This is a genomic window from Cohnella fermenti, assembly GCF_004801405.1.
In the GTDB taxonomy this organism is placed as follows: Bacteria; Bacillota; Bacilli; order Paenibacillales; family Paenibacillaceae; genus Cohnella; species Cohnella fermenti.
Genome location: NZ_SSOB01000004.1, coordinates 82,357 through 94,772 on the forward strand (window position 1 = coordinate 82,357; position 12,416 = coordinate 94,772).

Annotated in this window: 10 protein-coding genes; 7 read left to right on the forward strand and 3 right to left on the reverse strand. The window is 60.8% G+C overall.

The annotated features are described in order from the left end of the window. Positions 1-15 precede the first annotated feature (15 nt). Positions 16-1,710, forward strand: coding sequence for a glycoside hydrolase family 66 protein (locus E6C55_RS04515; protein WP_136368590.1), 1,695 nt, complete (start codon positions 16-18; stop codon positions 1,708-1,710). A gap of 559 nt (positions 1,711-2,269) precedes the next feature. Here E6C55_RS04515 and guaD read toward each other — a convergent pair. Then, entirely contained in the window at positions 2,270-3,637 is a 1,368-nt protein-coding gene (guaD, locus tag E6C55_RS04520) for a guanine deaminase (RefSeq protein ID WP_136368591.1), read from the reverse strand. A 141-nt stretch (positions 3,638-3,778) separates the two neighbouring features. Here guaD and E6C55_RS04525 point away from each other — a divergent pair, with 141 nt between their 5' ends. The 3 genes from E6C55_RS04525 to E6C55_RS04535 all read left to right on the forward strand — a co-directional run bounded on the left by E6C55_RS04525 (position 3,779) and on the right by E6C55_RS04535 (position 6,984). Beyond that, positions 3,779-4,483 (forward strand): glycosyltransferase, encoded by a 705-nt coding sequence (locus tag E6C55_RS04525; RefSeq protein ID WP_230986533.1) that lies wholly within the window; start codon positions 3,779-3,781, stop codon positions 4,481-4,483. Positions 4,484-4,568: 85 nt separating this feature from the next. Then, complete coding sequence (locus E6C55_RS04530) at positions 4,569-5,609, forward strand: pectinesterase family protein (RefSeq protein ID WP_136368592.1); 1,041 nt, start codon at positions 4,569-4,571, stop codon at positions 5,607-5,609. 817 nt (positions 5,610-6,426) lie between these two features. After that, entirely contained in the window at positions 6,427-6,984 is a 558-nt protein-coding gene (locus tag E6C55_RS04535; protein WP_136368593.1) for a GNAT family N-acetyltransferase, read from the forward strand. A gap of 26 nt (positions 6,985-7,010) precedes the next feature. Here the strand turns inward: E6C55_RS04535 and E6C55_RS04540 are convergent, their stop codons facing one another. Together E6C55_RS04540 and E6C55_RS04545 are read right to left on the reverse strand one after the other, a co-directional pair. Continuing rightward, positions 7,011-7,550, reverse strand: a complete 540-nt coding sequence (locus tag E6C55_RS04540) for a chromate transporter (protein WP_136368594.1) — start codon at positions 7,548-7,550, stop codon at positions 7,011-7,013. Positions 7,551-7,555: 5 nt separating this feature from the next. Then, positions 7,556-8,155 carry a chromate transporter gene (locus E6C55_RS04545; protein WP_330999596.1) on the reverse strand — a complete coding sequence of 200 codons (600 nt, stop codon included), beginning with the start codon at positions 8,153-8,155 and terminating at the stop codon, positions 7,556-7,558. A gap of 376 nt (positions 8,156-8,531) precedes the next feature. On the opposite strand from E6C55_RS04545, the gene E6C55_RS04550 reads away from it, so the two are divergent. From E6C55_RS04550 to E6C55_RS04560, 3 genes are read left to right on the forward strand one after another with little or no spacing between them, the layout of a single operon-like run. Continuing rightward, positions 8,532-9,260 (forward strand): hypothetical protein, encoded by a 729-nt coding sequence (locus E6C55_RS04550; protein ID WP_136368595.1) that lies wholly within the window; start codon positions 8,532-8,534, stop codon positions 9,258-9,260. 14 nt (positions 9,261-9,274) lie between these two features. Beyond that, complete coding sequence (locus E6C55_RS04555; RefSeq protein ID WP_230986534.1) at positions 9,275-10,960, forward strand: vWA domain-containing protein; 1,686 nt, start codon at positions 9,275-9,277, stop codon at positions 10,958-10,960. A 43-nt stretch (positions 10,961-11,003) separates the two neighbouring features. Next, a complete protein-coding gene (locus E6C55_RS04560; protein ID WP_136368596.1) occupies positions 11,004-12,143 on the forward strand; it encodes a toxic anion resistance protein in 1,140 nt (379 codons plus the stop codon). The last annotated feature ends 273 nt before the right edge of the window (positions 12,144-12,416 follow it).

Genomic DNA, 12,416 nt, shown 5'->3' on the forward strand with positions numbered 1-12,416 from the left:
AGGAGAGATAACCTCATGATTACCGATGTATACCCGCTGAAGGCGCAGTTCCTTAGCGGAGAGATCGTTCGTATCGCCGTCCTGCTGGAGAACCGGGGAGCCGAGGCCGCGGAATGGAGCCTGGAGGGACGCGTCAGTTGGCTGGAGCGGCAGCTCGAACGGCTGATGCTCGGCCCGGTTCGCCTGGAAGCCGGAGAGAGCCGCGAGCTGACGATGGAGCTGCAAGCCCGCGAGGCCGCGTTCGACGGCTTCGGGCTGGACGTCGATCTGATCGGCGAAGGCGGCGTTGTGCTGGACACGGCGTCCACCGCGTTCGATGTCGTCGACGATTGGCGGCGCTCGACCCGCTACGGCTTCCTGAGCGACTTCCATCGGTCGGAGTCCGGCGACGAGGAAGATGTGAAGTGGCTGAGCAAGCTGCACCTTAATCTGGTGCAATTCTACGACTGGATGTACCGCCACGACGATCTGGTCGCGGATCGGAGCGAATACGTCGACCTGATGGGCAGGGAGCTCAGCCTGGACGTCGTCAAGGAGAAGGTCGGGCTGTGCCATCGCCATGGCATGAAGGCTCTTGCGTACGGAGCCGTGTACGCGGCCAGCAAGCCGTTCGCCGAGCAGCATCCGGACTGGGCGCTCTATCAGAGCAACGGTGAGGTGTACGACTTCATCAACATCTTCACCATCATGAACATCATGGAGCAAAGCCCCTGGCACCGCCACATTATCGGGGAATACAAGCGCGCGGTCGAGCTCGTCGGCTTCGACGGCATTCATATGGATACATATGGTTTTCCGAAGGGGGGGACGTCCGTCTGGGGAGGAGAGGAGCGGGTCGTCCGGCTGGCCGAGCACTTCCCGGTGCTGATCGATCATACGCGGGAGGAGCTGGTCCGGAGCAAGGACGATATCGCGCTTGTCTTCAATAATGTCGGCAATTGGCCGGTGGGCGCGGCGGCGAAGGCGAAGCAGGATGCTGTCTACATCGAGGTGTGGAAGCCTTACGAGCGCTACCACCACATCCGCCAGATCGTCCGCGAGGCCAAGGCGGCAGGAGAAGGCAAGCCGGTCATTCTGGCCGCCTACCTGACGCCGTTCCGGACGGACGACCCCGAGCGGGCGCGCAACGCCGGGCTGCTGCTGACCGCCGTTATCGCCTCCCATGGCGCCTATCACCTCGTGGCCGGAGAGAACATGGCCGTGCTGACGCAGGCGTACTATGCCGATTACTCGGTCGTCACGCCTTCGTTCGCCCGGGAGCTGCGCACGTATTACGACTTCCAGATCCGGTACGCCAACCTGCTGTACGACGAATCGCTGACGGACGTGTCCATGACCCATCTGGACGGCGACAACCTGGAGTATGTGTTCGACGAGCTCGAGTACTCGGCCTACGGGGAAGCGGACAAGGTGTGGGCGATCGTGCGCGAGAACGAGCGGCGGAAGACGATCAGCCTCGTCAATCTGACGGGGAACCGCGAGGATTACTGGAACGAGGGCAAGTCTCGCCCGGAGCGCCGAACGAACATCAAGCTGCGCATTCTGCTGGAGGGGAACGTGTCCGGCGCCTTCGCCGCGACGCCGGACGACGGCTTCGGCCGGCCGGTGCCTCTCGAGTACGAGATCACCGCCAGCCTGCGCGGGCGGACGATGGAGCTGACGATCCCGTCCGTCGACGTCTGGACGGTGGTCTGGATCGAGCTGGATTGAGTTCGAGCGAGCCGGATTGGCCTGGAGCGGGCCGGAGAGAGTCGGATGGGTCCGGAGCGGGCGATTTTATGTGATTTTTCACATTCGTTGCGTTGGATTGGCGGGGATCGAGGCGTTTTATGCGGTTTTTCACATATATACAGCAACTCGTGCCGGAGATTTCTCTATATATGTTATTTATCACATAGAATCGTCCAAGTTGCCCAGTATCCACCTTCGCCAATGTGAATTTTCACATAAATCGGTGTTGCCGTCGCATCGTATCGTCATCGTGTACCGTCACATCACACCGCCACAGCGGGCTTCAGCGGAGGCTGAGGCCCGTTGTCCGTATGCAGACAGCGATAGTTATGACAAGCCTGCTGTGAAGAGGCGAAGTGGGAGGAGTTAGTGGAGGAAACCCGTACAACGACGCACTGAAGAGACGGTTGGAGAGGGAGATGAGCGGGAGATCCGTACAACGACGCACTGAAGAGACGGTTGGAGGCCGCACAATCAGGGAGCAGCCATGGCGCCGGGGGAGATCGTCAGGGCGATCTCCCCCGGCGGCAGCTTGGGTTTAATTCCGCTTATGAACAAGCTCCCCCTGCACCCATACCTCGCGAATGTGCTCCGGCCGAACGAGATACAGCAGCTTCTGGAAAACATCTTCCAAAGACTCGTCGGAGGAATAAACAGGAAGCTTGGCCGCCTCCAGCCGGGAGTCGACGACCTGCGCGTCGAAGGCGTAGCCTGCCTCGAGCCGGCCGATCGGCAGGCTCAGGCTCTCGCCGCCGCCGGCGGTGGCCAGGTAGAACGCCTCGCTTATGGTCAGCCGCGACTCAGGCAAGCCGCGCTCCGCCGTCGGCAGCTTCCCGTTCACGCCGTCCTCGAGCATCCGCGAGGAGATGACCGCCTGCCTCGCGCCGTCGTACAGGCTTGGCGAGAAGCCGCCCGAGAGATCGGTGCCGAGGCCGATCTCGACGCCCTTGTCCAGCCAGCGGGCAACCGGAAGCACGCTGTTCGCGAAGTAGGCGTTGGAGATCGGGCAGTGGCCGATTGCCGTGCCCGTCTCGGCGAAGAGCGCGGCATCGTCTTCGCTCAGAAAGTTGCTGTGCGCCATGACCGACTTCTCCGTCAGCAGGCCGAAGTCGTGCAAGGCGAACGCGTCGTGCTTGCCGCAGCGCTCCCGCACGTAGCCGTGAGCCCAATCGCTCTCGCTGCAATGCGATTGGATGTGCGTGTCGTGCTTCGCGGCGAGCTCGCCGAGCCCCTTCAGCGCTTCATCGGTGCAGCTCGGAATGAAGCGCGGCGTGACGACCGGGTAGACGCCTTGCTTCGTCGTCTCCGCGAGCTTCTTGACCGCGAGGATGAACGCCTCGGTATCCCGAATCGCCGATTCCGCGTCGGCGTCGCGATAATAATCCGGATTCTGCTCCGGATCGTCCATGACGACCTTGCCGACGAGCCCGCGCTGCCCCTTGGCCGCGCAAATCTCGGCGAGCAGAAGGCTCGCTTCCTTATGGACGGTCGCGAAGTAGAGCACCGTCGTCGTGCCGTTCGCGAGCAGCGTATCGACGACGTCCTCGTAGACGGTCCTTGCGAACGCGAGGTCCGCGAACTTCGCTTCGAGCGGGAACGTGTACGTGTTCAGCCAATCGTAGAGGGGAATGTCCAGCGCGGTGCCGGACTGCGCCCATTGCGGCGCATGAACGTGCAGATCGACGAAGCCGGGCAGCAGGTATTGGCCGTCCGCCACCTTCTTGAAGCGGAGAGAACTGCGGTGGGCTTCGACGATTGCCTCGTAATCCTGCTCTTCCGGCGAGACGATTCGCGCGATGACGCCGGCTTCATTAATGCAGAACAGATGATTCCGAAGGATGTCGACATCCTTCGGCGTTCGGCTTGTGAAGGCCGTCCCCTGAACTACCATCGTATAAACGCTCATCTGTATCTCCTCGTTGCTTTGTTAGATTTTCTGCCATAGGATTATTATAGGCACTGCTCCGCACGAAGTCCACGTCAATCGCCGACACCGCCGGGCGGAAGGTCCCATATGGTGTCATACCGGATGCAAGGGGGGCTGAACGTGGCGGGAGCTAGGGACGCGGGGGTGTCGGTCGTCGTGTGCACGAACCGGCCGGCGTATCTCGGGAACATCATCGACAATTACTCAAGGCAGCATTATCGGAAAAAGGAGCTGATTCTGATCGTCAACGACGACTCGGCCGATCTGGCGATGTATCGGAGGGTTGCGAGCCGGGCGGGGCGGGCTTCGGTCTATCGGATGCCGTCGCGAATCTCCCTAGGGCAATGCCTGAACGCCGGCATGGGGCTTGCGAAGCTGCCGCTGATCGCCAAGTTCGACGATGACGACTACTATTCCCCGAATTACTTGAAGGAGCAGGTCGGGGCGCTGATGCGGAAGAAGGCCGATGTCGTCGGCAAGCATTCCTGCCTGGTCTACCTCGAAGCTTCCAGGCGGCTTCTGCTTCGTTCGAAGGAGTATCGGAACAAGTATGCGACGTTCGTGCAAGGAGGGACGATCCTGTTCCGCCGCGAGGTGCTGAAGCAGGTGCGCTTCCCGGATCTGTCGGTCGGCGAGGATGTGAAGTTCCTGAGAGATTGTTCGCGCAGGGGGTACCGCACCTATGCGACCTCTCCGTACAACTACGTGTACATTCGCAGGGCGAACAAGATGAGCCACACGTGGCGGGTCAAGGACGAATTCTACCGAAGGGGGAGCGAGGTTATCGGGAGCGGAGCGCATTACCGGGCGTTCGCGGATCGCTAGATTGATTTCGCCGGCGGGGCTTGCTAGACTAAGACGACAATCGGCGACGACAATCGGCAGCGTCCGAGGGCAGAGGGGGAGAAGCATGGCCAGTCTTCGCAAAATCACCGTAGCAAAAGACGGGAGCGGGCAGCACCGAACGATACAGGAGGCGGTGGATTCGATCCCGAGGGAGAGCGCCGGCCGGGTCGTCATCGAAGTGAAGGCCGGCGAATATCGGGAGAAGCTGGTCATCGACCGGCCGGACGTCAGCCTGATCGGCGAAGGGGCCGACCGTACGACGGTCGTCTGGGGCGATTATGCCCGGAAGGCATTCCCGAGCGGCGAGCCGTACTACACGTTCCATTCGTATACGGCGCTCATCGGGGGAGACGGCTTCGTCTGCGAAGGTGTCTCCTTCGTGAACGACGCGGGGCCGGGAGAGCTTGTGGGACAAGCCATCGCGGCCTATGTGGACGGTGATCGGGTCCGGTTCCGGAATTGCCGCTTCGTCGGCTGGCAGGACACGCTGTTCACCGGTCCGCTGCCTCCGAATCCGCTGGACCGCTCGACGTTCGGCGGGCCGCGGGAGGGGCAGCCGCTCCGGCCGTCGCGGCAGTATTACGAGGAGTGCTGCATTACGGGGGATATCGACTTTGTTTTTGGCTCGGCGACGGCTGTGTTCGAGCGCTGCGAGCTTCGCTCCAGGGGCGGGGAGCAACCGCCGAAGGAAGCCGGGGGAGCGGCGTACGGATGGGTGACGGCCGCGTCGACGCCGCAAGGCGCGGAGCACGGCTACGTGTTCCTGCGCTGCCGGCTGACCGCGGACGCGCAGGTGCCCGCCGGCTCCGTCCATCTTGGACGGCCGTGGCGGGACTACGCGAAGACGGCGTTCGTCCTCTGCGAGCTCGGCACCCATATTGCCCGTGCCGGCTGGCAGGATTGGAACGGGCGCGGAGAAGCCGGAGGAGTCGCGTACGAGGAATTCGGCAACGAAGGAGCGGGTGCGGCTGCGGCAGCGGCCGGGGAGCGGACAAGCTGGAGCCGCCGCCTGACGGAAGCCGAAGCGGAGCGTCTCTCCGCCGATGACGTTCTGGCCGGCTCCGACGGCTGGAGGCCATCGGCGGAGGGCGGCGAGGTGCGGTAAGCGGCGGTTGCCGGAGTCGGCGAGCGGCGGCGGCACGGGCCGCGCCTACGTCTGCAATTGACTGAGACGCGGCCCTTAGCGCCCCTGCGCGAATGATCGTTTTTGGCAAAAGCCGCAGGCACAGGCTCCTTGATCGTCTCGAATGGCCGTATTTTTGGACTGCGGGGGTTAAATTCTCGCAATACATCCAGCAATTCGAGCGCGGTGAGGCTGAGTGGGCAAAGTTAGTGGAGGAATCCGCACAACGACGCTTCGAAGAGGCGATTGGAGCGGGAGATGTGCGGGGAATCGGCATAACGCCAGCTTGTTCCACTGCCGTTGCTGCTATATACAGATGCCTCCCGACTACTGCGCAAGCCCGCTTGTATGCGAAAAACCACATACATTGGCTTCCCAACTACCGCGCAAGCTCGTTTCTATGCGAAAAACCACACATAATCGCCCCCGGACCGCCACGAATGCCCGCTTGTATGCGAAAAACCACATACATTGGCTTCCCAACTACCGCGCAAGCCCGTTTCTATGCGAAAAACCACACATAATCGCCCCCGGCCCACCCCGAATGCCCGCTTGTATGCGAAAAACCGCATACATCTCGCGAAAGCCGCCCCCTCTCTGGCATCGCCAGGCTTGGCAGTTACTCTAGGCGCGCCCCCAGGATATACGCCGCGGCAATTCACGGGCAACCGCCCGCGAGCGTTCCCCGTCGCTGCTTCCGCCGATGTTGATCTTGGCCGGCCAATTGTGCTATAAGTGGGTAACGCCCCGCTCGCGGGGAGCTGGGAAGAGGCTGGAGAGGCCGGAGAGGAGAGACCAGATGTCCTTCGAACTTCGCACGAGGCGGCTGCGCCTGCGGTCGCTCGACAAGTCCCATGCCGAGATCGTCCGCGATTATTTCGCCCGGAACCGGGAGTTCCTCGAGCCGTGGGAGGTTCGACGAAGCGACGAGTATTACACGGTCAAGACGCACAAGAAGCTCCTCGCCGCGGACAGGGAGAGCGAGGAACTGGGGCAGATGGTCAAGCTGTGGCTCTTCAAGGCCGAGGAGCCGAGCCGCGTCATCGGCTCGGTCTCGCTGAGCAACATCGTGCGCGGCGCGTTCCTGTCCTGCCATCTCGGCTATCGGCTCGATTGCGAAGAGATCAGGCACGGCTACATGACGGAAGCGCTGCGGGAGCTGATCGGATACGCATTCGGGGAGCTGCGGCTCCATCGGATCGAAGCGAACATCATGCCCCGCAACGCCGCCTCCCTGGCGACCGTCCGGAAGCTGGGCTTCTACGAGGAAGGCTTGGCGCAGAAGTACTTGTACATTAATGGAGTGTGGGAAGACCACATCCACATGGTGCTTCGCAACGAAGCGCTCGAGAGGTAACGGGGCGGGAGTCGGTTGACGCGCGGTCAGATGACGTGCGACAGGACGAGCCCGCCGTATACGAATGCCGCGCAGACGACGAATGCCGGGTGGATCTTCTTGCGCTCCATCGCCCAATAAGCGACGGCCGCGATGCCAAGGAAGTGCCAGATGCCCGAGGACTTGATCGAGGAATCCGCCATCTGCCAGGTGAGCAGCAGCATCATCATCGCGATGACCGGCTGCACGAGCAGCGACATCCCCTTCACGACAAGAGACTGCCGGTGCTTGTGCAGCAGCTTGAGCAGCACGATCAGCGCCGCCGCCGAAGGCACGATGGTGGCGGCGAGCGCAAGAATCATCCCCGGCCACCCGAGAACGTCGAAGCCGACGAACGCCGCGATCTTCGTCGCGATCGGTCCCGGCAGCGAATTGCCGAGCGCGAGAATGTTGGAGAAGTCCTCGTTGCTCATCCACTTGTAATGGTTCACGATCTCGTTGTACATAAGCGGGATGGAAGCGGGACCGCCTCCGTAACCGAGCACATTCGCGAGGAAAAAACCGATGATCAAGTTAAGCCAATCCATTCCGTTCACCCTCCGCTCGCTTCATTCTTCGATTTGCGTTCCTGCAGCTTGCGGACGAGCTTGAAGTGGAAGGCGCCGTAGGCGAGGAACAGGGCGATCACGATCGCGTCGTGAACGTCCAGCAGTTGCAGCAGCACGAACGCGGCGGCGAACAGGACGATGCCGAATGCTTTGCCGAGCCCCTTGATCGCCTTCTCGCCGAATTCGTACGCCATGACGCCCAGCATCACCGCAACGACCGGAATAACGCCCGCGATCATCCCTTGCACGATCTGCGAGCTGCTTAAATATTGCACGACGGACATCAGCACGATCATCGCGAGCGCCGACGGCAGAATATGCGACAGAACGGCGACCGTTGCGCCGAGCGTCTTCTTCCTGCGGTAGCCGAGATAGGCGGCCATCTTCGTGGCGATCGGCCCCGGCAGGGCGTTCGCCAGCGCGAGAATCTCGCCGAACTCGTCGTTGTCGATCCAATTGTAGTTCTTGACCGCCTCATGGCGAATGAGCGGAATCACCGACGGCCCCCCGCCGAACCCCAGCACCCCTGTTTTGAACATGGCCCAGAACAACTGAGCATAATCGCCGCCTTTTCTCATTCCCATGCGTCATAACCTCGTTCCCGTTCGGCTTCTAGACATGCAACGATAATAACGCGTTTCGCCTGCGATTCCTAGCTTCAATTGCCGATTTGTCATGCTTGCCCTCGCGGACTTGCAGTCGCTGTGCCTCTTCACAATGCCTCCGAGGCGCGAGCGGCGAATGTGCAACCGGGCATCCTCCAGCAACGTATCCCTTCATAACAAGTGCAACGAGTGCCATCCGAATCCAATTCGAACATAAACGGCGATTCTATTCTATAAAATAAATCAACAACTCTATAAAATAAATCAACAACAAATTAATGGAGCATTTAATAGGATTATGGCCGAAAAAGTCGAATACATACGGGAGGCAACGGTTCGGCAGGAGGGAGAAGCCATGAGAATTATCAAGCTGTTCGGTCTCGCTCTCGGTGTGGCGGCCCTGAATATCGTCGTGTTCTCCCCCGGATTCATGGGGGTTAGTCTTGGCGGAGGAGCGATGGAGGCGGCAACCGGGGTGACGCTGCTGCTCGCAAGCGCTCTTGCGCTCGTCGGAGGAAGCTACGTATGGCTGCTGAAGCCGGCGGCTCCGGTTCCGCTGAAGGAACTCGATACGCCCGAGGACTATGCGGAGGCGCTGTCGCGCTATCGGAGGGTCAAGGCGCTCGAGGAAGACGTGCGGCTGGCGATCGAGCAGATCGAACGCATGGAGAAGAAGACGGAGACGCTGCGCGGCGTGCTCGGTCAACGGTTCGCTCCGGGCGAGCTGAGCTACAGGAAGTTCGCCTCGGCGGCGGGCGAGGTGGAGAAGCTGTTCTACTTGAACATTCGGAGTCTCCTGAACCGCCTGCACGTGTTCGACGAGTCGGAGCTCCGCAGCATCCAGAATCCGAAGCAGGCGCGGTTCTCCAGGGAGCTGCTGCAGGAACGGACGAACGTCTACAACGACTACATCGGCTTCGTGAAGAGCTCGCTCGATTCCAACGAAGAGATTCTGCTTAAGCTCGACAAGCTGCTGCTGGAGATATCCCGGCTGGACAGCTTCGAGCCCGGGGACATCGAGCAGATGGCGTGCATGCAGGAGATCGATTCGCTGATCAAGCAGACTAAATTTTACAAGCAATAAAGGGGGCAGCAAGAGTGAACAAGGGCAAACTGTTGGGGCTATCCGTGCTCGTGCTTGTCGTCGTGTTCGGGCTCGTCTACGTGGGAGTGAACATGACCTCCAATTGGGGCAAAAGCGACAAGCAGGTGTCGGCGGAGGATGCGGCCAAGAAGCTGGAGCGGCTGTATTCGGGGCTGTCGGTGACGACAGAGGAGCCGGTCAAGGGGCAGATCGACCTGGACCCGGCGGATATCGGCGACGCGCTTCCGGACATCTCGAAGTTCCCGATTACGGTCGATAACACGACTTCGGATTATGTGGAGATTTTCTCGTCTACGGAGAAGGGCGGGGCGGGAGTCGACGGCTGGCTGACCGAGGTTGCGGAAGCGTTCAACAAGGAGCAGCCGGAAGTGAACGGCAGCAAGGCGTCGGTGAAGCTGCGGAACATCGCCTCCGGCACGGCGGCGGACTACATCAAGTCCGGCAAGTACGTTCCGGACGCATTCACGCCTTCGAACGAGCTGTGGGGGCAGATGGTCGAAGCCGCCGGGGTCAAGACGGAGCTTATCGCGAAGCGGCTGGCGGGCAACGTTCCGGGCATCGTCATCTCGAAGGCGAAGTATGACGCGATTATCGAGAAGTACGGCGCGGTGAACGTGAAGACGGTAACCGATGCGATCGCCGCGAACGAGCTGGCGATGGGCTACACGGACCCGTTCGCCAGCTCGACGGGACTCAACTTCCTGCTCACCGCTCTCGATACGTTCGACAGCTCCGACATTCTGGGCGAGAAGGCGGTTCAAGGGTTCGAGAAGTTCCAGGAGAACGTGCCGTTTATCGCCTCGACGACGATCCAGATGCGGGATGCGGCGAAGTCGGGCAGCCTCGACGCCTTCGTGCTCGAGTACCAGACGTTCGTCAACGCGACGGACTTGAAGAGCGGCTACGTGTTCACTCCGTTCGGCGTGCGTCACGACAGCCCGCTGTACGCGCTTGGCGAGCTGTCGCAGCAGAAGACCGACATCCTGAAGAAGTTCGTCGAATTCGTGGCGCAGGAGAAGTACCAGAAGCTGGCCGGGGAGAAGGGGTTCAACGGCCTCGAGGACTATCAGTCGGAGCTGGCGCCGGTGGACGGAAGCTTGATCGCCTCCGCGCAGAAGCTCTGGAAGGAGAAGAAGAACGGCAGCAAGGCGATCTCGGCCGTATTCGTCACCGACGTCTCCGGCAGCATGGCGGGGGAGCCGCTTAACCGGCTGAAGGAATCGCTGACCAAGGGGCAGAAGTACCTGGGCAAGGACAACCGGATCGGTCTCGTCTCGTACTCGGACGACGTGGCCATCAACCTGCCGATCGGCACGTACGATACGAACCAACAGTCCATGTTCGTCGGCGCGGTGAACAGCCTGCAAGCCGGAGGCGGCACCGCTACGTTCGACGGCATCATCGTCGCGCTCAAGATGCTTCAGGACGATCTGGCGGCGAACCCGAACGTGAAGCCGATCATCTTCGTCCTCAGCGACGGCGAGACGAACCAGGGCAACTCGCTGAACGACATCAAGGGGCTTATCGAGACGTACAAAATTCCGATCTACACGATCGGCTACAACGCGAACATCAAGGCGCTGGAGAGCATCTCGGGCATCAACGAGGCGGCGAGCATCAACGCGGACACGGACGATGTCGTCTATAAAATCGGCAACCTGTTCAACGTGCAAGTATAAAGGGCAGAGGCACACCAAGCGATAAATTCGAGGAGGAATGGGCATGTCGTTCACGATGGAAGTATCGAGCCCGGAGGAGATCAAGGCGGTTATCGAGCAAGAGGTGAAGCCGGTTCCGGAGGAGGTCGCGAAGCTGAAGGAGACGGCGGACGCCAACGTCGTCGCGATCATGGCGATCGACCTGGATTCGCTGGAGACGAAGAAGGATATTCTTCAGTCGATCGATTCGTTCGGCCTGAACACGATGAAGGCGTCGTCGAACAAGAACTCGCTGCTGCAGGTATCGGTCGGCAACCTGTCCCGGTCGGGCGACGACGGCGGCCAGGTCGCGAAGGGGCTCACCGAGCTGCACATGCAGCTTAAGGACCTGGACCCGAGCGCGATCGACTTCGCGAAGCGGGGGTTCCTCGGCAAGCTGTTCAATCCGCTGCGGGCGTACTTCCTGAGATTCGAGAAGGCGGACTCGGTCATCGCCGACATCGTCGTCTCGCTCGACAAGGGCAGGGCGACGCTGAAGAACGACAACACGACGCTGGAGCTGGAGCAGCAGACGCTGCGCGACCTGACCAAGAGGCTGCAGAAGGAGATACAGCTCGGCACGTTGATGGACGAATCGATCGAAGCCCAGGTGGATGCCGCCCGCATGAGGGGAGAGGACCCGGAGAAAATTCGGTTCATTACCGAAGAGGTGCTTTTCCCGCTGCGGCAACGGGTGATGGACCTGCAGCAGATGCTCGTCGTGAATCAGCAGGGCATCATGGCGATGGAAGTCGTCATGCGCAACAACAAGGAGCTCATCCGCGGCGTGGATCGCGCCAAGACGGTGACCGTCTCCGCGCTCAAGATCGCCGTCACGGTCGCCAGCGCGCTGTACAACCAGCAGATCGTGCTGAAGAAGATCGAGCTGCTGAACCAGACGACGAACGAGCTGATCGCCGGTACGTCGAGGATGCTCAAGGAGCAAGGCGCGGCGATTCACAAGCAGGCGCTTGAGACGAGCGTCTCGGTCGATACGCTGAAGGCTGCGTTCACCGACGTGATCGACGCGCTGGACTCGATCAGCGCATACAAGCAAGAAGCGCTGCCGAAGATGCGCGACACGATCAACCAGTTCCGCGAGCTGGCCGACACCGGCGAGAAGCAGATCCAGCGGCTGGAGAAGGGCCATCAGCTCAGCCTGTAAGCTCAGAGCAGGGGCTCCCGAACGGGGGCCCTTGTTGTTCTATCAGGAGCCCCCGCAGCCCCTCGTCGATATCGTAGACACTACAAACACTACAGACACCACAAAGGCCACAACCACCACAACACTACAACCACCACAACACTACAACCACCACAACACTACAACCACCACAACACTACAACCACCACAACACTACAACCACCATACCCACAGACCCGCAGATACCACAGACCCGCAGATACAACAGACACCGCAAACATCACAGACACCACA

Bases quoted from the DNA above. Each gene is read 5' to 3' on its own strand.
- E6C55_RS04515 (WP_136368590.1), top strand. From the start codon at position 16: ATGATTACCGATGTATACCCGCTGAAGGCGCAGTTCCTTAGCGGAGAG.
- guaD (WP_136368591.1), bottom strand. From the start codon at position 3,637: ATGAGCGTTTATACGATGGTAGTTCAGGGGACGGCCTTCACAAGCCGA.
- E6C55_RS04530 (WP_136368592.1), top strand. From the start codon at position 4,569: ATGGCCAGTCTTCGCAAAATCACCGTAGCAAAAGACGGGAGCGGGCAG.
- E6C55_RS04535 (WP_136368593.1), top strand. From the start codon at position 6,427: ATGTCCTTCGAACTTCGCACGAGGCGGCTGCGCCTGCGGTCGCTCGAC.
- E6C55_RS04540 (WP_136368594.1), bottom strand. From the start codon at position 7,550: ATGGATTGGCTTAACTTGATCATCGGTTTTTTCCTCGCGAATGTGCTC.
- E6C55_RS04545 (WP_330999596.1), bottom strand. From the start codon at position 8,155: ATGGGAATGAGAAAAGGCGGCGATTATGCTCAGTTGTTCTGGGCCATG.
- E6C55_RS04550 (WP_136368595.1), top strand. From the start codon at position 8,532: ATGAGAATTATCAAGCTGTTCGGTCTCGCTCTCGGTGTGGCGGCCCTG.
- E6C55_RS04560 (WP_136368596.1), top strand. From the start codon at position 11,004: ATGTCGTTCACGATGGAAGTATCGAGCCCGGAGGAGATCAAGGCGGTT.